Origin of the sequence: Olleya sp. Hel_I_94 (assembly GCF_007827365.1) — a bacterium.
Taxonomy (GTDB): Bacteria; Bacteroidota; Bacteroidia; order Flavobacteriales; family Flavobacteriaceae; genus Olleya.
The window spans coordinates 2,136,098-2,158,127 of record NZ_VISI01000002.1 but is presented as its reverse complement, the minus strand read 5'-3'; the positions used below and the strand labels follow the sequence as shown (position 1 = coordinate 2,158,127).

General features: G+C 31.1%; 20 protein-coding genes. 10 read left to right on the top strand and 10 right to left on the bottom strand.

Annotation, left to right across the window (positions count from 1 at the left end):
* Positions 1-75: 75 nt before the first annotated feature.
* On the bottom strand, positions 76-1,653 hold the full coding sequence (gene hemC / locus JM82_RS12910) for a hydroxymethylbilane synthase (RefSeq protein WP_145004681.1): 1,578 nt from the start codon (positions 1,651-1,653) through the stop codon (positions 76-78).
* Positions 1,646-2,908 carry a glutamyl-tRNA reductase gene (gene hemA, locus JM82_RS12905; RefSeq protein ID WP_145004678.1) on the bottom strand — a complete coding sequence of 421 codons (1,263 nt, stop codon included), beginning with the start codon at positions 2,906-2,908 and terminating at the stop codon, positions 1,646-1,648. Before hemA ends, hemC begins: the two co-directional genes overlap by 8 nt.
* Before the next feature lie 195 nt (positions 2,909-3,103).
* On the opposite strand from hemA, the gene JM82_RS12900 reads away from it, so the two are divergent.
* A complete protein-coding gene (locus JM82_RS12900) occupies positions 3,104-3,997 on the top strand; it encodes a helix-turn-helix transcriptional regulator (RefSeq protein WP_145004675.1) in 894 nt (297 codons plus the stop codon).
* A gap of 37 nt (positions 3,998-4,034) precedes the next feature.
* On the opposite strand, the gene JM82_RS12895 is transcribed toward JM82_RS12900, so the two are convergent.
* Positions 4,035-7,517 (bottom strand): TraB/GumN family protein, encoded by a 3,483-nt coding sequence (locus JM82_RS12895; protein ID WP_145004673.1) that lies wholly within the window; start codon positions 7,515-7,517, stop codon positions 4,035-4,037.
* 152 nt (positions 7,518-7,669) lie between these two features.
* On the opposite strand from JM82_RS12895, the gene hemH reads away from it, so the two are divergent.
* The 5 genes from hemH to JM82_RS12870 are packed head-to-tail and all read left to right on the top strand — an operon-like array spanning position 7,670 to position 12,933.
* Positions 7,670-8,701 carry a ferrochelatase gene (hemH, locus tag JM82_RS12890; protein ID WP_145004671.1) on the top strand — a complete coding sequence of 344 codons (1,032 nt, stop codon included), beginning with the start codon at positions 7,670-7,672 and terminating at the stop codon, positions 8,699-8,701.
* Positions 8,701-10,041 carry an MATE family efflux transporter gene (locus JM82_RS12885; RefSeq protein WP_145004668.1) on the top strand — a complete coding sequence of 447 codons (1,341 nt, stop codon included), beginning with the start codon at positions 8,701-8,703 and terminating at the stop codon, positions 10,039-10,041. The genes hemH and JM82_RS12885 overlap by 1 nt, the downstream gene beginning before the upstream one ends.
* A gap of 40 nt (positions 10,042-10,081) precedes the next feature.
* Positions 10,082-10,630, top strand: coding sequence for a CopD family protein (locus tag JM82_RS12880; RefSeq protein WP_145004665.1), 549 nt, complete (start codon positions 10,082-10,084; stop codon positions 10,628-10,630).
* Positions 10,631-10,684: 54 nt separating this feature from the next.
* A complete protein-coding gene (locus JM82_RS12875; protein ID WP_145004661.1) occupies positions 10,685-12,139 on the top strand; it encodes a sensor histidine kinase in 1,455 nt (484 codons plus the stop codon).
* Between the two features lie 11 nt (positions 12,140-12,150).
* Complete coding sequence (locus JM82_RS12870; protein WP_145004658.1) at positions 12,151-12,933, top strand: enoyl-CoA hydratase/isomerase family protein; 783 nt, start codon at positions 12,151-12,153, stop codon at positions 12,931-12,933.
* A gap of 146 nt (positions 12,934-13,079) precedes the next feature.
* On the opposite strand, the gene JM82_RS12865 is transcribed toward JM82_RS12870, so the two are convergent.
* Complete coding sequence (locus JM82_RS12865) at positions 13,080-13,601, bottom strand: hypothetical protein (RefSeq protein WP_186439222.1); 522 nt, start codon at positions 13,599-13,601, stop codon at positions 13,080-13,082.
* Positions 13,602-13,803: 202 nt separating this feature from the next.
* Here JM82_RS12865 and JM82_RS12860 point away from each other — a divergent pair, with 202 nt between their 5' ends.
* Both JM82_RS12860 and JM82_RS12855 read left to right on the top strand, forming a co-directional pair.
* A complete protein-coding gene (locus tag JM82_RS12860; RefSeq protein WP_145004651.1) occupies positions 13,804-14,670 on the top strand; it encodes an AraC family transcriptional regulator in 867 nt (288 codons plus the stop codon).
* 68 nt (positions 14,671-14,738) lie between these two features.
* Positions 14,739-15,500, top strand: coding sequence for a hypothetical protein (locus tag JM82_RS12855; RefSeq protein ID WP_145004648.1), 762 nt, complete (start codon positions 14,739-14,741; stop codon positions 15,498-15,500).
* Positions 15,501-15,620: 120 nt separating this feature from the next.
* Here JM82_RS12855 and JM82_RS12850 read toward each other — a convergent pair whose 3' ends face one another.
* The 6 genes from JM82_RS12850 to JM82_RS12825 form a co-directional block, all read right to left on the bottom strand.
* A complete protein-coding gene (locus JM82_RS12850; RefSeq protein ID WP_186439221.1) occupies positions 15,621-16,529 on the bottom strand; it encodes a type II CAAX prenyl endopeptidase Rce1 family protein in 909 nt (302 codons plus the stop codon).
* Between the two features lie 36 nt (positions 16,530-16,565).
* A complete protein-coding gene (locus JM82_RS12845) occupies positions 16,566-17,201 on the bottom strand; it encodes a hypothetical protein (RefSeq protein WP_145004642.1) in 636 nt (211 codons plus the stop codon).
* A gap of 287 nt (positions 17,202-17,488) precedes the next feature.
* Complete coding sequence (locus JM82_RS12840; protein ID WP_145004640.1) at positions 17,489-18,145, bottom strand: HD domain-containing protein; 657 nt, start codon at positions 18,143-18,145, stop codon at positions 17,489-17,491.
* Positions 18,146-18,148: 3 nt separating this feature from the next.
* Positions 18,149-19,135 (bottom strand): acyl-ACP desaturase, encoded by a 987-nt coding sequence (locus tag JM82_RS12835; protein ID WP_145004636.1) that lies wholly within the window; start codon positions 19,133-19,135, stop codon positions 18,149-18,151.
* Positions 19,136-19,139: 4 nt separating this feature from the next.
* A complete protein-coding gene (locus tag JM82_RS12830) occupies positions 19,140-19,877 on the bottom strand; it encodes a lysophospholipid acyltransferase family protein (RefSeq protein ID WP_145004633.1) in 738 nt (245 codons plus the stop codon).
* A gap of 98 nt (positions 19,878-19,975) precedes the next feature.
* Complete coding sequence (locus JM82_RS12825) at positions 19,976-20,386, bottom strand: BrxA/BrxB family bacilliredoxin (protein WP_145004630.1); 411 nt, start codon at positions 20,384-20,386, stop codon at positions 19,976-19,978.
* Between the two features lie 252 nt (positions 20,387-20,638).
* Here JM82_RS12825 and JM82_RS12820 point away from each other — a divergent pair, with 252 nt between their 5' ends.
* Positions 20,639-21,433, top strand: coding sequence for a TerB family tellurite resistance protein (locus tag JM82_RS12820; RefSeq protein ID WP_145004626.1), 795 nt, complete (start codon positions 20,639-20,641; stop codon positions 21,431-21,433).
* Between the two features lie 54 nt (positions 21,434-21,487).
* Positions 21,488-22,021: an RNA polymerase sigma factor gene (locus JM82_RS12815; protein WP_145004623.1), complete on the top strand. Its 534-nt coding sequence runs from the start codon at positions 21,488-21,490 to the stop codon at positions 22,019-22,021.
* The last annotated feature ends 9 nt before the right edge of the window (positions 22,022-22,030 follow it).

The following is a 22,030-nucleotide window of genomic DNA, read 5'->3' as shown; positions in this document are numbered from 1 at the left end:
TTGTGTCCTTTCCGCGTAGACGGAAAATCTTTTAAATTATTATTACTTGATACTTTATGTTGTCCTTTTGGCGGACTATGACATGTAATGTTGGTTTACTAACTCTATTACACTTTCTACCGTTGGTACTTTTGCTATACGTACATCTTTAAAATGTTTGCTTGCTTCTTTAGCGGTAGTTTCGCCAATACAAAAAGCAATACCATTAGCATCATTTTCTTTTTTATAACTTTGTACTGTTGATGGGCTGTAAAACATAACACCTTCAACACTTTCTGGAAGACTGATGCTATCTAGCTTGGTTTGATAAGCTTCAACCTCGTTAACTGTGATATTGTTTTCTTTTAAAATTGATGGTAAATCATCTAATCTTAAGTCGCTACAAAAATAAGTTACTTCTGTGCCTTCAATAAAATCTACTAAATATTGCGCTAGTTTTTTTGCGTTTTTTTCAGTGTGAGTGACTTTACCAATACGCTTTTCAATCATTTTTTTGGTACGACGACCTACACAGTATATGTTTTTAAACTGAAGCTCTATGGCAGAATAATTATTTAATAATGCTTCAATAGCATTTTGGCTAGTTATAACTACGTTTTTTATTTCGTTTTTAACAAATCTTGGGTGTATTCTATTTAAACTAATCTTTACAAAATCAGAGCTTTCTGCTTTTACTTTTTCGTTAAATAAAAAGCGTTGATCTTCAGTTAATGATTTGGTAGAATATATGTTTGTTGGTATATGAGACTCTTTAAGCTCGTCCATTAAACGGTTACCACCACGATCTAAAATGTAATTGGCGCACCACTCTGCAATATCATGATGTTCTCCTACTGCTTTAACGCGTTTAACCTGTATTTTTTTAGTTCCGTCTTTGCTTAAAAGTATCCCTTCAAAAGTTAGTTCTTCATCTTTAATAAAAGCTAAAGCACCAATTGGAGCAGTGCAACCACCTTCAAGTTTGTTTAAAAAAGCACGTTCTATTTTGGTGCAAATCTCAGTTTCTTGATGATTTATTTCTGATAAGATTGCTAGGGTTTCTTCATCGTCAGCCAAAGCAGCAATCATTATTGCACCTTGTGCAGGCGCAGGAATCATCCAATCTAAATTAACAGCGTCTTCTGGTCTTAAGTCTAAACGACCAATACCTGCAGCAGCAAAAATAGCTCCATTCCAATCGCTATCTTCTAGTTTTTGTAATCTAGTGTTTACATTTCCTCTTAAATCTACTAAGGTGTGTGTTGGAAAACGGTTTAACCATTGTGCACGTCTACGTAAACTTCCGGTTGCTATGGTTGCCTCTCTTGACCCTAAAAACTCTTCGTTGTTTTTAAAGACTAAAGTGTCCCTAACATTACCACGTTTTAATACTGCAGCTTGTACAATGCCATTTGGCAGCAGTGTTGGTACATCTTTTAAGGAATGTACTGCAATATCAATATCTCCATTTAGCATGGCAATATCTAAAGTACGTGTAAAAATTCCTGTAATACCTAACTCGTAAAGTGGTTTGTCAAGTACGATGTCTCCTGTAGATTTTATAGGGACTAATACAGTTTGATGACCTAATGCTTGTAATTGACTTTGTACTGCTTTTGCTTGATATAAAGCTAACTCGCTATCACGAGTTCCGATTCTAATTATTTTAGACATGCTTTGCGGTGTTTTCTAATTGAAACACTTTTTTTATTAATTCCAAACTTTCGTCTGTTGAGAAAGCATCATCTTTTAGATGATGAGCGAAATGATTGGTTATTTTTTGAATAATTTTATTACTTATAATTTCGGCTTGTTCTTCGTTAAAGTTAGCCATTTTTTTGCGTTGCGTATCTAACTCGGCATTTTTAAAACCTTGTAGTTTATGTTTTAATGCCTTGATTGTTGGTGCAAATTTTCTAGTTTCTAACCAACCTATAAAGTCAGCTTTGATGTCTTCTATAATACTTTCTGCTAATGGTATTTGAAGTTTTCTGCGCTCTAAAGTCTCATCGGTAATTTGCGATAAATCGTCTAAATGTATACGTTTTACGTTAGGTAAATCTGTTACGTTTTCGTCTACATTTTTAGGAATAGATAAATCTAAAATTAATAAGTCTTTTTTAGATTGAATTAGTTGTTTATCAACCGTTGGGTTTTGTGCTCCAGTAGCTACAATTAAAATGTCAGCTTCATTTATTTCTTCTTGTAGGTTGGCATAATCCTTAACCACTAAATTAAATTTACCAGCAACAGCTTCTGCTTTTCCTTTGGTACGATTTATTAATGTGATTTGCTCGTTTTTAGTATGCTTAACTAAATTTTCGCAGGTGTTACGTCCAATTTTACCAGTACCAAACAATAGTATGTTTTTGTTGGTTACGTCTTCAATAGTATTTAAAATGTATTGAACAGAAGCAAAAGATACGCTTGTTGCACCAGAAGAAATTTCGGTTTCGGTTTTAATGCGTTTGCTTGCTTGAATTACAGAGTTTACTAAACGCTCAATAAAAGGGTTTAGTAAGCCATGTTTTTTAGATTCGATAGTACTTTTTTTAAGCTGTCCAATTATTTCAAAATCTCCTAAAATTTGGCTGTCTAATCCAGAACCAACTCTAAATAAATGCGAAATAGCTTCTTTGCCTTTATAGATATATGCAAATTTTTGGAACTCTTCAACAGTTCCTTTTGTGTTATCGCACAATAGTTGAATTAATTGATATGGGTGTTCTGCAAAACCGTAAATTTCTGTACGATTGCAAGTTGACGTTACGATTAGGCTTTCTACTCCGTTTGATCTAGCTTGGTTTAAAAGGGCTTCTTTAGAAGATTCATCTAAACTAAAATGACCTCTAATTTCTGCATCTGCCTTTTTATAACTTAAACCTAACGCGTAAAAATATGTGCCTGTTGACATGTGATAGTGCTCCATTTACCTGACTGGGACTTTATTGTTAGCAAATTTATGTTGTATATTATTTAAAAAGTAACGCTAAAAGAACTTTTAATAACGATTGTGGTTTTTTAATCGTTATTTTAACGTAACAATGATATTTATCATATTTTTGTAGTGAAATCAATGGTTTTAAAGCTTGTTGTTTAGAATCAATCTAAATAAAATAATTTTATGGCACTTATTAAAGATCTTAAAAATGTCGCTGAAGGTTCGTTTAACGAAACACAGGTTGATCAGGATGTTTTTGTTTTAACTTATCAAAATGAAACGTCTAATAATCAGATTGTTGAGCGCTTTATTGATAGTGGTTTTATTCAATTTCATTTTTGTTTAAAGGGTAATAGTGACTTTATATTTAACAATGGTAACTACGTTTTAAATATTGCTGAAGAAACCTCATTGCTGCTTTATAATCCGCAAAAAGACTTGCCAATTAATCTACATGTAAAGCCTGATTGTTGGTTGGTTTCTGTTTTAATATCTATAAAAAAGTTTCATGGTTTGTTTTCTCAAGAAGCCGATTATATCACGTTTTTAAGTAGTGATAATAAGGATAAAAAATATTACAAGGATGGAAAGATTTCGCCATCTATGGCTATTGCATTAAATCAAATTATTAATTATAACTTAAACTCATCTATTAAAACCTTGTATTTTAAAGGAAAAGCATATGAGTTACTTAGCTTGTATTTTAATAGAGGAGAGGATGCTAATATTGATCAGTGTCCCTTTTTAGTAGATGAATCTAATGTTGCTAAAATTAAGCAAGCCAAAGATATTGTAATTGCTAGAATGGCAGAGCCACCAACTTTACAAGAATTGTCTGAAGAAATAAATTTATCGCTTAAAAAATTAAAAGAAGGTTTTAAGCAGATTTATGGAGACTCTGTTTTTAGTTTTTTGTTTGATTATAAAATGGAGGTTGCAAGAAAGCTTTTAGAGACAGGTTCGCACAATGTTAACGAGGTTGGTTTGCGTGTTGGATATAGTACGGCTAGCCATTTTATCGCTGCTTTTAAAAAAAAGTATGGGATTACTCCTAAAAAGTATATACAGTCCATATAACAAAAAGCGCTTAATTTATTAAGCGCTTTTTGTTTGTTTAGTAACCACTATCGTCCAGTCGTCTTCGGTTTTTATGGATAACTAGGTCTAAAACATCTTTCATTAATTTATCTTCTTCCTCGTTTTGATCGATATAATTACCACTGTAACCAGAGTCGTAATAGACTTCAGTCTGGAGCCTGTCTTTTGTTTTAGATTTTAAAAAGCCTGCATAATATAAACGTTTGGTTTCATCCTTATCCTCTTTTTGTACTAACATATAAAAATACATGTCTCCCTCTTGATCGTCGTCTGTTTTAAAGGTTTTTTTGCCTAAAAAATAAATAGAATCTCTTTCTTTTTCGATAGTTGTGTTTCCAAACAAACTAGATTTAGCATACATTTCTTGACTAATTTTTTCTGTTAGATACTGTTTGTATAGCTTTTTACGATACATTTTGTCTACTAAGTTGGCTTGGTTTTTATAGTCGTCTATTGTTTTTTCTTTTAATTTTTCTGGTATTGCTTCTCCAGTTTCTTCTAATAATACATAATATGTTGTAAGTGCAGTAACATTGTCGCTATCTAATAGTTTGTTGAAAAAGTTTTTAGCTTCGGCTTCTTTTCTAAACGGAAAAATTAATTTTACAAAAGCATATAATGAGCTACTGTAAGATCTATAATTATAACTTGCTTTAGATTTTAAGCTTCGTTTAACTTCTATTTTACCATCTTTTATTAATTGCTTTCTGTATTTTTTATAAGCTTTTGTTTTAATAACACTACTGTCTTTTAATTTTGCTAACAGCTCGTAAATAGGCTCTTTATATTCCTCAATTGATGTGTATTCTAATAGGTCAGGAAAAAGTGTTTTTTTAAGCGCTAACGAGTCGTTATAATTATAAAACATTGAGCTAATAGATCCACTTAAGGGTAGGTCTTTATTAAGTAGATCTAAAAAAGTAGCATAAGATTTTTTTGTTGATTTATTTAAAAGTGACCTTAAAATAGTGTTTTGAATATCAGGTTTAGAGTAAGACTCTTCGTATAAATTATTTAAAAAAGCATCTGTTCTAGGGTCTTCAAGTTTTGCCAATTCTGAAATTAAAAAAGTTTTAAAATCTTCTTTATTATCCGGAAAATCAAAGTTTTTAATCAAATCTATCATAGTACTTGCGTTAGATTTATTAAACTTCACTTTGTTTTTTGCTTTAAATACTATGCTGTCGTTATCACGTAGTGCTTTAAAAAAACGTTCAGTTTTGTCACTAAAAACAGATTCTCCTAACAACGTGTCTAAAGGTTGAAATGTATTATAAAAATTAGCGATAAAAGGTGTTGGTTTTGATAGCGTGTCCGTTAGGCTTTTAATTTCAAATAGAGCACCTTTATTAAGTATGTTTTTTACTAAGATTGCTTTTGCACTTAACGAATCTTTTAAGGTGTACTCATAAACATACTGATTATCTTTTTTATACTTTTTCTTGTCAGAAATATTATATTTTTTGAATCCGTCAATTTTTTCAACAGCTTTTAATTCTGCATCAATTTCATTCCATAGGCTATCTACATTTTTGTACATCTGCAAATCATGAAATTTTAGTTTGCTTATGTATACTTGCTCATTTGATTTTGAATAGTAAGTGGTGCGCTTAGTTTTTTCTTCGTAATCTTTAGGTGTACTATAGCTGTAATAGTCGTATGGAGGCGTTGATTTTGTGTTAGTGACTACAGAAAAATGTAACGATGTGTCAATTATTTTTGTAAACCCTTCCTGATTAATAGGTGTAAATTTAAAGGATTTAAAAAAGTTATCTGCTAGGTCTTTATTAGTACCAATGTAGCCTAATAAAAAGTAGCTTCCGTCTTTTACTATACTTTTTAAGTGGATGTTTTCTAAAGACGTTGAGTCCTTTTTTGCTACACCTTCATAACTGTAATATTTGTTGTTTTTGTACTCTCCTGTAGAATCTTCAATTTCAAAATCTTTGAAAAAGTTGGTGACGATATATTTAGCTTCAAATTTATCTTCTTCAATATAGTAGACATCGTTAAAAGCGACTTCTTTTACAAAATAATAATCGTCTTTTATTTTACCTTGGATTAATTTTTGTCCTGCATTTTGGACGTTATCTGTGGTATGGTATTCTGGAAAATTAACCTTGTATTTATTGTAAGCAGAGGTAAAGGTTGTTAATGTATTTGTTGGTGTTTTAAATTTTATAGATTTAAATATTGGTGCTTCATTTTTTAAAACATACTCTTTTTGACCAGCAAATTTTATCACGACTACTTCTAAAGGTGTTTTGTATATATGATATTTTTGATAGTCACCTTTTTTAGTTTTATTTAAAATACTGATACCTGGATACGGATTGGATAGTATTTCTTTTTTGATAATATCTCCAGGAATATCCTCAAATAAAAAATTATCTAATCTATTTAAAGAAATTTCTTTGTCGTTTGGTAAATAATCAAAAGTATTAAACCTACTAATAGTTAAATACGCACCATTGGTCATGTCTGGAGATATGTAATATTTTTGACCACCATAATAAAACTCATAAAGTTCCGTAAAAGCCTTTAGGGTTAAAAAACCGTCAGGTGTACTTTGTTTTGTAATGCTAGTTGGTGCAATAAATGCTTCAATTTGTTCTTTTTTGGTTTGTGCGACAGTCGTTTGTTTAGATAGTAAAGGTTTTACTGTGTAACCTTTGTCTTCAAGCATTTTTAGCATCCCTTTATTTCCTGGTAAATGTGCAGCGCCAACACCTGCAAATACGGATTGTGATTGCATTAATGAGTCTAAAACATGTACCATATTGGCATTGCGTATGTACAACATGTTTTCTCTAAAATACTCAGTGTTGGAAGCAACTCCGATAGAGTCTAACAAAGCTAAATTGCGATCTCTATAAGTGTTTTCTTGAACTAGATATGGGTTTTCTTTTTCATACAATTTAGTTAACCAAGGGTCTATTTTGTTTTTTCTTGCGTTACGTTGTGCTTTCGATACTAAATAGCGAGACTCTTCAATATCTTCTAAGCTATAAATGGCTTTATTTTTCTTTTTACCAGCTTGATAAATAAACATATCCAAGTAGGTTTCTTCTTCAAAATTATCGGCATAACCATCTTTACGATACAGATAGCCATTAATCATTCTGTTATCAGATCTTATACTACCTCTAATAGCAACTTCCTCTGGATGTTCTATTCCAAAAAGTGTTGAGTAAAAATTTTTGTCATAACTCTGAGAGTAATTTTGAGGAGTTAAAGTCGTTGTCTGGTAATTAAAAGCTAACCAGGTGGAAGGGTCAGACTCTAAAGCAATGCTCTCACTGTTTTCTAAAGCCTTAAAAAAAACATCATCTAGTCTAAAAGCAACTTTTGCACTAACGTGCATTGTGCCATAAATATATGACGATTTAGTTAAATTGTTTCCAGAGATTTCCCAAAGCAAACTTTGATCGTTATTTTGATTTTGTGAAAGAGAGGTAAATGAAATTGCACAGAAAAGTGCAAATATGTAATTTTTCATATATTAATAATATCTACTCGTAAATATATCAAACTTAATTTTAACTGAAAGATTTTGATTATATTATAATAAGCTATAAGTATAATCAACGTCTTAAGTTTATTATATATTTTAAATTAGAGTTGTATTTTTGCATCTGAAAAAGATAACAGATGAAAAAAGGAATACTACTTGTAAATTTAGGGTCACCAGAAAGTCCGACTCCAAAAGATGTTAAAAAATATTTGGGAGAATTTTTAATGGACGAGCGTGTTATAGATGTTCCGCTTTGGGCTAGGACGCTTTTAGTTAAAGGAATAATTTTAAACACTAGACCTAAACAAAGTGCAAAAGCTTACCAGAAAATTTGGTGGGATAATGGGTCACCATTAATTGTGCTTTCAGAGCAGTTACAAGAAAAGGTTCAAGAAAAAGTAGACTTTCCGGTAGCTTTAGCTATGCGTTACGGAAGTATGACTATTAAAAAAGGGCTTCAAGAATTGGTTGATAAAGGTGTGGAAGAAGTCTTTTTAATTCCGTTATATCCTCAATTTGCTATGGCAACTACCGAAACCATTTTGGTGTTAGCAGAGGAGGTTAGACAAGCCAATTTTCCTAATTTAAAAATTGATAGCTTACCGGCTTTTTATAACAAGCCTGATTATATTAAAGTGTTAGCCGAGTCTATTAAAGGTCATTTACAAGGTAAAAATTACGAGCATTTATTATTCTCGTATCATGGTGTTCCAGAGCGACATATTAGAAAAAGCGATATTACTAATGGACATTGTAAAATTGATGGTAGTTGTTGCGAAACCGCAAGTAAAGCACATGAGTTTTGTTATAGACACCAATGTAAAGAGGTTACCAGATTAGTTGGACAATATTTAGGTTTGGAAGTCAATACGTATTCTACCTCGTTTCAATCTAGATTAGGTTTTGATCCATGGTTACAACCTTATACAGATCGTACTATAGAACGTTTAGGTAAACAAGGTATAAAAAATATGGCGATTGTTACACCTGCTTTTGTTAGCGATTGTTTAGAAACTTTAGAAGAAATAGCAATGGAAGGAGAAGAAATTTTTCATGAAGTTGGAGGAGAGGGCTTTACAACAATACCTTGTTTAAATACAGATCAAAATTGGGTAAACTTATTAGCAGATTGGATTAACGATTGGTCTAAAACTGCTGTTAAGGGATAATGCAGACAAGCAAATCTTCAAACTTAGGGACAGAAGCCATAAGCAAACTCTTGATAAAACAAGCAGTGCCTGCATCTATTGGTATTTTGGTAATGTCACTAAATATTTTAGTGGATACTATTTTTGTAGGTCAATGGATTGGGTCTACAGCAATTGCAGCTATAAATGTTGTGCTACCAGTCTCTTTTTTTATTGCTGCCTTAGGGATGAGTATTGGTATTGGAGGTTCTTCAATTATTTCTCGTGCTTTAGGTGCAGACAATAAAGAAAAAGCTTTAAAAACCTTTGGTAATCAAGTCTCTTTAACATTGTTGTTTACTGTAAGTTTTGCTGCTTTTGGGCTTTATTTTGTAGATCAATTAATTCCTGCTTTTGGAGGTAAAGGTGCTATTTTTGATCCAGCAAAAGTGTATTACGAGATTATCCTGTACGGAGTTCCTGTTTTGGGTTTTGTAATGATGGGTAATAGTGTAATACGTGCAGAAGGTAAACCCAAATTTGCAATGTATGCTATGCTAATTCCTTCCGTTGGAAATTTAGTATTAGATTATATTTTTATTGGAGTATTAGATATGGGAATGTCTGGTGCTGCTTGGGCTACAACAGGCTCATATATCGTGTCATTTTTGTTTATTTTCTGGTATTTTTTATCAGATAATTCTGAATTAAAAATAAACGTTTCTCATTTTAAATTACATAAAAAAATAGTTGCCGAAATCGGATCTCTAGGTTTTGTAACCCTATCAAGACAAGCTGTAGTTAGTGTTACTTTTTTACTAGTTAATAATGCGTTGTTTGATTTTGGTGGTGAAACTTCTGTAACAGCCTATGCAATTGTAGGAAGGATGAGTATGTTTGCGTTATTTCCTGTGTTTGGTATTACGCAAGGATTTATTCCTATAGCAGGTTACAATTATGGATCAGAGCAGTATGATCGTGTTAAACAGGTAATTTATGTTGCTATTAAATATGCGACTATTTTAGCAACTATAGTTTTTGCTATTTTAATGTTGTTTCCAGAAGCTATTACTAAATTATTTACAACAGATATACAGGTTTTAAAAGTTACACCAAACAACATGCGTTGGGCTTTTGCTGCCATTCCTATATTAGCAATTCAGTTAATTGGAGCTGCTTATTTTCAGGCAGTAGGGAAGGCTTTACCTGCGTTATTCTTAACATTAACAAGACAGGCTATTTTCTTTATTCCTTTGATGTATATATTACCAATGTATTTTGGCGAATTTGGTATTTGGGTGTCCTTTCCAATTTCGGATATTTTATCTACAATCGTAACCGCTTTCTTTTTACTTAGGGAAGTAAGGCTTAAATTAAATTAATAATTGCCTATATTTAACTAGTTATTTTTAAAAAAAAACTATGGAGTACTATAATTACATTAAATCATTACATCTCATATTTGTAGTCACGTGGTTTGCTGGTTTATTTTATATACCAAGATTATTTGTTTATCAAATAGAAGCATTTTATAAACCCTCTCCAGATAAAGAAATTTTAGGAGATCAGTTAAAGCTTATGGCTAAACGCTTGTGGTTTATTATTACTTGGCCTAGTGCTATATTAGCTACAATTTTTGCAGTTTGGTTATTAATTTTACAACCGTTTTGGTTGCAGCAACCTTGGATGCATGTTAAGTTAACCTTTGTGGTATTGTTATTTTTATATCAATTTCAAACACATATTTACTTTAAACAATTACAAAATGATGTGGTTAAAAAATCTTCAAATTTTATGCGTATGTATAATGAAGGTGCCACATTTATACTTTTTGCAGTTGTCTTTTTAGTAATACTTAAAAGTGCCATAAATTGGATGTTTGGCGTTATAGGTATTTTTGTTTTAGGGGTTTTACTTATGTTAGGCTTTAAGGTTTATAAGCGCATCAGAGAGAAAAATCCAAAAGCTTAATCTAAGCATTGCTAAATCTTATGTTTTTGGTGTGATTATTGTTATATTTAAACAATGAAAATTACTAGACTTTCTTTACGACTTCGCATCTTTTTTGCGATGATTTTTTTGGTCCTTTTGGCATCCATTTTAATTGCATTAGTTGCTGCTTATCAGTATAGCGAAGAAACTCAAGATTACCATAAGTTACGTTTAGAAAGAAAAGAAATTAGCATAAAACGTCACATTAACTTTATTATTAAAGAAACCTCTTTTGAGGTGGTTCCAGAAAAGTTACCCTTAATTTTTAAAGATGAAATCTATAAAATAGCTAACGTACATGGACTTCAGGTTAACTTGTACGATTTAGAAGGGTCCTTGCTAATTTCTTCCAAAGCAGCATTGCCTTATGATATTGCAGAAAAATGCGTAAAAGCGGAAGCGCTTAATACATTATCTAATACCACTACTCATAGATTTGTCGAGTTAAGAGAAGAAAAAGGAGAAAGTTTTAGATCGTCTTATACCTACATTGTCGATGAGAAATTTAAACCATTAGCCATATTAAATTTACCTTATTTAGAAAATGATGACTTTTTATCTAAAGAGTTAAATGAATTTTTTGAGCGTTTGGGATATGCTTACCTTTTAATGTTAATTATAGCAATTGTTTTAGCTTATTTTTTGTCAAAATATATAACTAAAACATTAAAAACTATTAGTGATAAAATGAATCAAACACGTTTAGAAAAACGTAATGAAAAGATAGAAATTGAAAGTACAACAGAAGAAATCTCTACTTTAGTAAAAGCATATAATAGCATGATTGATCAGTTAGAAGAAAGTGCTGTTAAGCTTGCTAAAAGCGAGCGCGAACAAGCTTGGAGAGAAATGGCTAAACAGGTAGCTCATGAGATTAAAAATCCATTAACACCAATGCGTTTAACGGTTCAAAGTTTTCAGCGTAAGTTTAATCCAGAAGATCCAGATATAGTACAAAAATTGGATGAGTATAGTAAAACACTAATACAGCAAATTGATACTATGAGTGCAATTGCAGGTGCTTTTTCTAATTTTGCTAAAATGCCAGCACAACAAAACGAACTACTTGATGTGGTTAAAATTGTAGACTTAGCGTTGGATATTTTTAATGAAGATTATATCCAGTTTGCACCAGAAAAAGACGAAATTATTGCCAAATTTGATCGTACCCAATTAATTAGAGTGATTACCAATTTAGTTAAAAATGCAATACAAGCTATTCCAGATGATAGGATACCTCAAGTTATTGTAAAAGTATTTGAGGATAACAATCGCGTTGTTTTAAATATTTCGGATAATGGAATAGGGATTTCTGATCAAAATAAAGACAAAGTCTTTGAGCCAAAATTTACAACAAAGTCTAGCGGAATGGGTCTTGGTTTGGCAATGGTAAAAAATATAGTAGAAACCTATCAAGGAACAATTACCTTTACATCTGTTAAAGATGTTGGAACAACCTTTACGGTTTCATTTCCAAAAGAATATTAAAACATTTACATATGAATTTCGAAAACATACTTACTAAAACAGCAAACGGAATAACAACTATTACAATTAATAGACCTTCAAAATTAAATGCGTTAAATAAGGCTACTATTACTGAGCTTCATCATGCATTTGATAATGCAAATAAAGACGTAGACACTAAGGTGATTATTATAACCGGAAGCGGAGAAAAAGCATTTGTAGCAGGAGCAGATATTAGCGAGTTTGCAAATTTTACTGTTGAAAATGGTGGTAAATTAGCAGCGCTTGGTCAGGAAATGTTATTTGACTTTGTTCAAAATTTACAAACGCCTGTTATTGCAGCTGTCAATGGTTTTGCGCTTGGTGGAGGATTAGAGTTGGCGATGGCTGCACATTTTAGAATTGCCAGTGATAACGCAAAAATGGGATTGCCAGAAGTAAGTTTAGGTGTAATACCTGGTTATGGTGGTACGCAACGTTTACCACAATTAGTTGGTAAAGGTCGTGCAATGGAAATGGTTATGACTGCAGGAATGATTGATGCTGATACAGCATTAAACTATGGATTAGTTAATCACGTTGTAGCTTTAGAAGAATTAATACCTCTCGCCGAAAAAATAGCAAGTAAAATTATGCGTAACTCAAGCGTAGCAATTGGTAAAGCTATTCAAGCAATAAATGCTAACTACACAGATGGTGTTAATGGATTTGATATAGAAATTAAGGAATTTGGTGCTTGTTTTGGTACAGCAGACTTTAAAGAAGGTACAACTGCATTTTTAGAAAAACGTAAAGCAGATTTTCCTGGAAACTAAACAATAGTTTTTTAAATTTTAAACAAAAAAAAGACGCATTATTGCGTCTTTTTTGTTTTTTGGATACTAATACTAAAAGTTGACAATTGATGTAAATGTGCGACCTTCGTAAGTAATAACGACTTTATAATCTTCTTTTTTATCTTCTAATAATTTGAATTTTTTACCAAAATTAATAGCATCTTTAACGGTTTCGGTATGTATTTTTTCAAAATAGCTTCCGTTAGTGTTGTAAAAATTTCAATTTTATAATCTGTAGGGTTTTGGTTGTTTGATGTCACATACACCATATTGTATTTAGCGCTAACTACAGGTTTATTAATTACCGTTAATTTAGCTTTATTAAAAGTAACTACAGATAAATCTACTTTAAATGGGTAAGTTCTAATTTGATGTTTTTTATCTAATTCAAAAATATAATTTCCATCAGGTAAAGATGTCAAATCAAAGGACTTATTATATTGACCGCTTTTTTCTATAGACTCTTTATATAAAATAATTCCAAAAGCATCTTTAACTAATAATTGATCACCTTGGCTAACGTTTTCAAACATTAATAACGTTTTTCCGTCCTCTTTGTTTGTAAAAGTTACGGCTTCTGTTGCGTTGCTGCTTAGCGTAGCAAATACGATTGCTAAAGCTAAAATGTGTTTCATAATTTTTTTCATAATCTAAATCTTTTTAAGGATTACAGGTGCAAAGTTAATATAGAAGAGTAGTTTTAATAACAAGTCATTTGGCAACTTTATATGCTATTTTAACTTAATTACGTATTACCAAAACGTTATAGGTTAAAATAACATATATTAAAGCTAAATTAGCATACAACCATACTATAAGTTGTTGTAATTTTGTCAAAAGTTCAATGCAGTGAATACTAAACCTACATTTAAAAAAATTACACCTAGTTTTGGAAGCTCTATAATTGCGGTTCAAAAAACTAAAAAACGTAAACGAAGTGATGCATTTTGGCATTTTCATCCAGAGGTAGAGATGGTGTATGTTAATAAAGGAAAAGGAAGACGACATATAGGTAATCACTTGTCTTATTTTAATAATAGTCAGTTAATATTAATTGGTTCCAATTTGCCACATAATGGATTTACAGACCGTTTAACTTCTAAAGGAAAAGAAACCTTAGTGCAATTTCATCCTCAATTTTTAGGTGATGCGCTTAATGCGTTACCAGAAATGAAAAATATTTTGCAATTGTTGGAGCGCGCAAAAAAGGGAATTCTGTTTAAGCCAGAAATAAAAAAAATAGTAGGTCCTAAAATAGAAAAGCTTCCTAAGTATGAAGGTATAAAGCGAATTACTAAACTTTTAGAAATTCTAGAATTGTTGGCAATAACCAATGATTATACATTACTTAATGAAAACGGTTACGTTTTTGAAACCCAACCGCAAGACACTAATAAGATTGATAAAATTTATAAATACGTTAATAAAAATTTTCAAAATCATATTACATTAGATCAAATAGCGCAGGAGGTAAGTCTTACTGTGCCAGCTTTTTGTCGTTATTTTAAAAAGATTACAGGAAAAACATTTACGCAGTTTGTAAACGAATATCGTGTCTTTTATGCTACAAAATTACTAACCGAAAGCCAAAGTAGCATTACAGATATATGCTTTGAATGTGGCTTTAATAACTTTTCTCATTTTAACAAAGTCTTTAACGAAGTGATCGGAAAAAGTGCTTCAAAATATAGAAGCGAAATAAAATCCATGGTGTAGTCTTAAAATTTGTGAATTTTTTTATTTTCGTGACTTATTTAATAATTTAATCAATCAATAATTTATTTATGAAACTAAAATTACAAATTACATTACTTACTGTTTTAGCTGTTTTTATGAGCTGTAGCGAAGATTCTGCTACAGAAGAATTTAACCAAGCAAATCAAAATGCATCAGTTAAATTAATCACTAATTTGTCAGTTGTGTCTGCTCAAGATGCTTCAGAAAACCAATCTGTTACTATTAATTATAACGGAAATAATCAAGTCGCTAACATCACAGATGGTGTAGAAACTAGCATATTAGTTTATGACAATGACAACTTAACAAATGTAACAGGAGAAGGTGAAACATTAAATGTAGAAGAATTATATGAATCGCCTTATGATGCTTTTGAAACTGGAGAAGTTTTGCAATATGATAGTAACATGAATCCTGTTAGTATTAGATTTTTAGAAGAAGAGTTTGACTTTGTTGCCAATACAATGAGTGTAGTGGAATATTTTGCAGAAATTGAATATGATGCAACACCAAATCCATTTTTTTACACGCTAGAAGCAGCCGGAATTATTGATGTGTTGGATAATGTAGATTTAAACTTTAGCATGGATGTTCAAGCACCAGAAATTGTACAAGCTAGATTATTGTTACCTACAAATAACATTAAAAAAATCACGTATAAAGATGAAGATTTAACACCAATCTATCAGATTGTTGCTAATTATGTTTATGATGCTCAAAATTATCCTTCAACCGGAACTGTAACGTCTACAGATTTAGAGGATGACAGCGTAAGTGTTTATACAACTACTTTTACTTATATGGAGTAAGCACATTTAATCAGTAAAAAAGGTTATTTTAATGTTAGTATTGACTAACTTAAAATAACCTTTTTTTATTTCTCACCTTCCCATTTTGCATCAAATTGTTTTAAAAAGTCTACATAAAGCTTATTCATTTTTATTATCTGAACTGGTATTTAATTTAATCCGTTCAACCAATTTTGACGCTATTAAAAAAGTTTCAATTTTATTATATAAATCTTCATATTTATGAATTGTATCTTTTAATTCAATATCAAATTTATAATTCATGTATGGTTCTATTGGATTAAATTTATAATTACCATCACTCATGTTTTTGCTCCATTCTAAAGATTTTAATAAAAACAAGACTTCACTACTTTCAGAGACTATTGAATTTTTATTTGTCTTAGGGAAAATATTTACTTTGGAAGTTGATTTACTAACTCTATTCCAAGTAACTTTTAATTCATTATTTTCAAAATGGTTTATTTCAGTATTTGGAAAAAATAATATATAGCTCATAAAGACTACTGGGCAGAGATTCCAAATAGCATGAAAAATCATAGATTTAATAATACTAAAGTTAATACAGATCCAAACTAAAAATAAGCCCATAGCAAATCTTATAAATAGAGGCGCAAATATATATTCGATATTATTTATATAATCATTGTTTAAATGCGCAAATGAAAACAGCAAAGCATTTAATAAAATTAAGATATTAAGACTAACATTGTTTTTTTTAGAATTGAAATAGAATAAAGAAAGTATATAGGGTACAAAAACTATTTTTAATGCAATAGTATTGCTGAAAACTACTAATAGTATTATTGCAATTAATGAAAACCATTTTAATATTTTGTTTTTAGTAAATACACCACGGAATGTAATTTCTTCTAATATTGGAGCTATTATTAATGCTGCAATTATAAGAAAGTTATATGGTATTGAAAAAAAAGAACTGTTTGGTTGGATGCTACTTGAAATAGGTAGTGACTGCGAGAGGTATAAAGCCAATAGACCTAGGGTTAAAAAAAATAACCCTAAGCTCATTAGCCAGTTTTTTTTAAACAATTTAAATTTCATTATTTAGTTTGGTATACAATCTAAGCTACAGTTTTCTCCACCAAAAAAACTAGATGAAGCCTGCATATTTGTTGGAGTACCACCAGATTGAAAACAAGCTTTGATTTGTTCTAAACAAATTTTTGTCATATCAATACCGCTGCCTGTAGAAGTTACAGCATCTATGATAGAGTCAAGAACTAAACCAGCAATTACTTCAATACAAGTCCAACAATACTTATCTAAAGCTGGATTTTTATCATCTGTATTTGTACTTGTTAAAATAGTTTCTGATTCAAAAGTTAAGTTATTTAATTCAGCACCATTGCTTGCTAAAACACTAAAATTTAATTTATTACCATCAATTACTTCAAAGTTAAAGTATGTCAAAGTTTCAGTATTATCTAAACTATTATGTAAAGTAATTGTATAATCTTCATTTTTTTTATCGTTTATTACTTCTGTTTTTAAATCACTAATAATGTCATAATCAAAATTACCATTATTAAATTTTCTAATTTTATTATCTTTGAATATTATATAATTATTGTTTTGAAATGATAATACTCCTTTTCTATCAATTTTTAAACTTTCTTCAAGTGACAAGTCTGTACGAGTGTCATCTGTTTCTGTTTTTTCTGTAGTGCATCCAACTGTCAATAACGACAGACAAAATACAAGTATAATACCTTTGATATATTTATTTTTTTTATTTTGTTAAATTTAATTATTAAAGTCTTTCATTTTGTTTGATTTTATCGCGCGATATTAGATTTAAAAATTAAGTAGATTTTTTAATCTTTATTTTAAAAACTTAGACAAGAGTAAAAAAAAAAACGACTTAAACAATTTTTTTTCATTTTGTGCTTTTTATCTGAAAATGGTTTTGTTATTACTATTAAAATGTTGAATAGTTGAAAATTTCAGAATCACTAAACTAGTATAATTTATTTCTCACCTTTCCATTCTGCATCAAATTGTTTTAAAAAGTCTACCATATATTGGTGTCGTTGTTTAGCAATTTTATGACCAGTAGTAGTATTCATTCTATCTTTTAAAAGCAGTAATTTTTCGTAAAAATGATTAATTGTTGGAGCGTTAGATGTTTTATATTCTGCTTTAGTCATATTTAAATTAGGCTTAATGTCTGGATTATATAAAGTCCTGTTTTTAAAGCCTCCATAATTAAAAGTGCGCGCAATACCAATAGCTCCTAAAGCATCTAAACGGTCAGCATCTTGCACAACATCCAACTCGATGGACCTAAATGTGTTTTCTAAGCCTATATTAGAACTATAGGAAATGTTTTCAATAATTTTAATAACATGATTAATGGTTGCCGAGTCTACGTTGTGTTTTAACAAAAAAGCACCAGCGACTTTTGGACCAATGGTACTATCACCATCATAAAACTTACTATCTGCAATGTCATGTAGTAAAGCGCCAAGCGCAACAACTAATGGATCAACTATTTCGCCTTTAGCTATTAGAAGCGCATTTTTATAAACACGCTCCACATGAAACCAATCGTGTCCACCTTCGGCATCTTTTAAAGTGTCTTTTACAAAGGTTTTAGTGGCTTCAATTAGCTCTTGGTTAAACATAAACTATAGTTTGGCTGGTTCAACCCATTTAAATTGATAAGAGTTTTCTGGGATTTTAATTCGGTCTGCCAAACGTAACATTCTGTCTGGAAGTTTCATTAAGTAATCACGTGCTTTTTCAGCGTCGTCGTTAAGGTCTGTTATTTTGTCAATTTCCCAACGTTTAATTAATTTTTGTAAAATGTCTATGTAGTCCATAGATGTATAAACACCTATACGTTGTGCAGTATTAGAAAACTCGTCAAAAACAGTGCTAATTTTACCTCCAGACTCTCTTAAAAAGTGAGCAGGCATTGTAATTTTTTGCTTCATCATATATTGAAACGCTAGCATCATTTGGCTTGGATCTACTTTAAAAATGCGCTCTACAAACTCGCTATAAGCATGGTGGTGTCTCATCTCGTCTCCCGAAATTATTTTACACATTCTAGCCAATTGCTTATTACCTTTTTCTTTGGCTAATTTTGCTACACGATTGTGTGAAACATAAGTTGCTAATTCTTGAAAACTGGTATAAACAAAGTTTTTATAAGGATCTCTAGCTGTACCAATATCAAAACCATCTGCAATAAGGTGTTGTGTGGTTTGTTCTATCTCGCGCATGTTAACACGACCAGAAAGGTATAGGTATTTGTTTAAAACATCACCATGACGGTTTTCTTCGCCTGTCCAATGTCTAATCCATTTTGCCCAACCGTTTTTACCATCTTGTTCTACACCTTCTATATCCATAAGCCAAGATTCGTAAGTTGGTAAAGCTTCTTCTGTAATCATATCACCAACTAAAACCACCCAAAAATCGTAAGACAATTCTTTAGACAATTCTCTTATTTCTCTTACTTCTTCAAAAAAGTTAGGACCTTCAGAGTTTGGTAAAAAATCAGAAGGTTGCCAAATTTTTTCAACAGGGATTAAATATTTTTCTATTAAAGTATCAATATCTTTTTCTAAAAAAGACATGACTTCTAATCTTACATTTTTTGATGACATAACGTTATATTTTTATGCTATTTTTAATGGTAGTTTCTATGTGATTTAATAACGCTTCAGTAGAGTCAAAATCACTAGGTTTAACCGGTTTGTGTGCTGTAAATGTGATGTTATTTCCAATTCCCATAGGGAATTTTCCATAACGCAAATTTTTCCATGAATTATTGATAGTTACAGGAATAATAATTGCACTAGGCACATATTTTATTAGGGTTTCAAGACCTTTAGTATGGAATGGTTTAGGTTGTCCATCACGACTTCTGGTGCCTTCCGGAAAAATAACAGCAGCACGATTAGTAGTTTCTATATAATCTGCAAATTTCCTAATAGCGACAATCGCTTGCCTAGGGTTTTTACGATCAATTAATACAGAGCCACCATGACGTAAATTGTAGGATACACTTGGTAGTCCTTTTCCTAATTCTTTTTTACTAACAAATTTAACATGGTGTTTTCTAAAATACCACATTAATGGAGGTATGTCTGCCATACTTTGATGGTTAGAGACAATTAAAACAGGTTGAGAATTATCTAAAGGATAAGGGTTTATAAATTTATGTGTAGAGCCTAATAGGTTTACGCATCGCATTAAACAAAACTGAAGGTAATCCACACTTTTTTTATGCGCTTTATATCCAAAAACATTAAAACATATCCATTGTATTGGGTGAAAAACAACTAATGTTAACCCAAAAAATAGGAAATAAATAACAGATAAAGGATAGGCAATAATTTTTCTCATTTTGTATTAAAAATTCTATCTATCAAAAATAGAAAAACCACGTTTAAAAAACGTGGTTTTTCTGTAATACTTAGCTTAAGTTGTCCTTTAAAAAAGGCTTAACAATGCTCGTTATAAGCATCAATAAGGTTTTCAGCAATTAATTCTGCTGGTCTACCTTCAATATGGTGACGTTCTAGCATGTGTACTAATTCTCCATCTTTAAACAAGGCCATGCTTGGTGAGCTTGGAGGAAAAGGTACCATGTGTGCTCTTGCTTGATCAACAGCCTCTTTGTCAACACCTGCAAAAACCGTTACTATATGTGTAGGTTTTTTGTCATTTGCTAAACTCATTCTTGCTCCTGGTCTTGCGTTTGCAGCTGCACAACCACAAACCGAATTTACAACCACTAAAGTTGTCCCTTCTTTTGCAATTGCAGTATTTACTGCGTCAGCTGTATGTAATTCTTCAAAACCTACGTTAGTTAAGTCCTCACGCATTGGTTTTACTAATTCTGCTGGATACATATTCTTGTAATTTTTTATTTATAAATCTATCTCATGCAAAGATAATCAAAAACCATGCAAAAATTATTATGGCGTTACCTTATAACACTTATGGTGTCATAAGGTCAGGCTATCGCTACTCGCTCTCTGCGAGGAGCTCAGACAGACCGCTCCATCCTTAACGCACAAAACAGCTAACAACAGTAACAAAAGCAATTAAAAGTATACCAACAAAGTAGTATATTTACTTTTTTAAAAATTAGAACAAAATTTATGGCTGGATTAAAATGGATAGGTGCAACTTTAGGATGGACGTTAGGTGGTCCAATTGGTGCAATTATAGGGTTGGCAATTGGTAGTCTAGGAGATGCAATGTCAGAAAAAGGAAACCTTTTAGGAAATGGTAACCCAAACAAACAGCAAAAAAGAGAACCAAATTACAGAACACAACCTAATTACAGAACCCAACAACAACGTCGTGCGCAAACAACGTCAGGAGATTTTGAGGTGAGTTTACTAATCTTAGCCTCTGTAATTATAAAAGCAGATGGTGTACAAGACCAACGCGAATTGGATTTTGTGCGCAACAAATTTGTTGAGCTTTACGGTAAAGATCGTGCTAATAAGGCTTTTAAATTATTTAAAAATATAAGTAATCAAAACGTGTCTACAAGAGATGTCTGTGGCCAAATCCAACAGATGATGGACCATGCATCACGTTTGCAATTATTGCATTTTTTATTCGGAATTGCAAAAGCAGATGGGATGGTTACCGATGATGAAGAGGATCAAATTAACCGAATTTCTAACTACTTAGGCATTAGTAGTCGTGATTATTCCAGTATAAAAGCTATGTTTTATAACAGTAGCAATAATGCGTATACTATTTTAGAAATAGACAAAACAGCTACAGTAGATCAAATTAAAAAGGCTTACCGTAATATGGCTAAAAAATACCATCCAGATCGTGTGGAGCATTTAGGAGAAGAGCATAGAAAAGGAGCAGAAGATAAGTTTAAACAAGTCCAAAAAGCTTACGAGTTTTTACAAAAAGAAAGACGATTTTAATAAAACCATAGGAGACCTTTTTATGTTTTGACCATTAAAGAATAAAGATATTTTATGAATGATAAAAAAATATTAGAATTCTTTAAAACAGGTCAACGCGACAAAGCGTTTAAACAACTGTATAGTTTATATCCCAGAATAGAAAAACTAGTCTTATCCAAAGGTGGAAAACAATCTGATGCACAAGATGTGTTTCAGGAAGCATTAATAATCCTAAATCGTAATTTAGAACAGTCTGATTTTAAATTAACAGCTTCGTTTTACACCTATTTATATTCCGTATCTAGATTTGTATGGAAGGATATGCAATCTAAGTTTACTACTCAAGAGCTTCACGATTTAAAAGATAACGAAGTCTCAATATTTCAACATGTATTAGAAGAAAAAAAATATCGCTTTGCCGAGAACGCTTTTCGCGAATTAGGAGAACGATGTCAGCAACTACTTCAGCTATTTTATTTAAAAAGAATTCCTTTTAAAGAGATAGCAGTTACAATGCAATTTAAATCAGAAAAAATTGCTAAAAACCAGAAGTATAAATGCTTGAAAAAAGCAAAAGACATCTTTCATCAAAATTATCAATCTTAATTCGGCTCA

What these genes read in the sequence shown, in the direction of transcription:
- JM82_RS12820 (WP_145004626.1), top strand. Translation starts at nt 20,639, where the DNA reads ATGGCTGGATTAAAATGGATAGGTGCAACTTTAGGATGGACGTTAGGT.
- JM82_RS12875 (WP_145004661.1), top strand. Translation starts at nt 10,685, where the DNA reads ATGAAAATTACTAGACTTTCTTTACGACTTCGCATCTTTTTTGCGATG.
- JM82_RS12840 (WP_145004640.1), bottom strand. Translation starts at nt 18,145, where the DNA reads ATGTTTAACCAAGAGCTAATTGAAGCCACTAAAACCTTTGTAAAAGAC.
- JM82_RS12880 (WP_145004665.1), top strand. Translation starts at nt 10,082, where the DNA reads ATGGAGTACTATAATTACATTAAATCATTACATCTCATATTTGTAGTC.
- JM82_RS12870 (WP_145004658.1), top strand. Translation starts at nt 12,151, where the DNA reads ATGAATTTCGAAAACATACTTACTAAAACAGCAAACGGAATAACAACT.
- JM82_RS12825 (WP_145004630.1), bottom strand. Translation starts at nt 20,386, where the DNA reads ATGTATCCAGCAGAATTAGTAAAACCAATGCGTGAGGACTTAACTAAC.
- JM82_RS12895 (WP_145004673.1), bottom strand. Translation starts at nt 7,517, where the DNA reads ATGAAAAATTACATATTTGCACTTTTCTGTGCAATTTCATTTACCTCT.
- JM82_RS12850 (WP_186439221.1), bottom strand. Translation starts at nt 16,529, where the DNA reads ATGAGCTTAGGGTTATTTTTTTTAACCCTAGGTCTATTGGCTTTATAC.
- JM82_RS12885 (WP_145004668.1), top strand. Translation starts at nt 8,701, where the DNA reads ATGCAGACAAGCAAATCTTCAAACTTAGGGACAGAAGCCATAAGCAAA.
- JM82_RS12900 (WP_145004675.1), top strand. Translation starts at nt 3,104, where the DNA reads ATGGCACTTATTAAAGATCTTAAAAATGTCGCTGAAGGTTCGTTTAAC.
- JM82_RS12815 (WP_145004623.1), top strand. Translation starts at nt 21,488, where the DNA reads ATGAATGATAAAAAAATATTAGAATTCTTTAAAACAGGTCAACGCGAC.
- JM82_RS12830 (WP_145004633.1), bottom strand. Translation starts at nt 19,877, where the DNA reads ATGAGAAAAATTATTGCCTATCCTTTATCTGTTATTTATTTCCTATTT.
- JM82_RS12835 (WP_145004636.1), bottom strand. Translation starts at nt 19,135, where the DNA reads ATGTCATCAAAAAATGTAAGATTAGAAGTCATGTCTTTTTTAGAAAAA.
- JM82_RS12855 (WP_145004648.1), top strand. Translation starts at nt 14,739, where the DNA reads ATGAAACTAAAATTACAAATTACATTACTTACTGTTTTAGCTGTTTTT.
- JM82_RS12865 (WP_186439222.1), bottom strand. Translation starts at nt 13,601, where the DNA reads ATGAAAAAAATTATGAAACACATTTTAGCTTTAGCAATCGTATTTGCT.
- hemC (WP_145004681.1), bottom strand. Translation starts at nt 1,653, where the DNA reads ATGTCTAAAATAATTAGAATCGGAACTCGTGATAGCGAGTTAGCTTTA.
- hemA (WP_145004678.1), bottom strand. Translation starts at nt 2,908, where the DNA reads ATGGAGCACTATCACATGTCAACAGGCACATATTTTTACGCGTTAGGT.
- hemH (WP_145004671.1), top strand. Translation starts at nt 7,670, where the DNA reads ATGAAAAAAGGAATACTACTTGTAAATTTAGGGTCACCAGAAAGTCCG.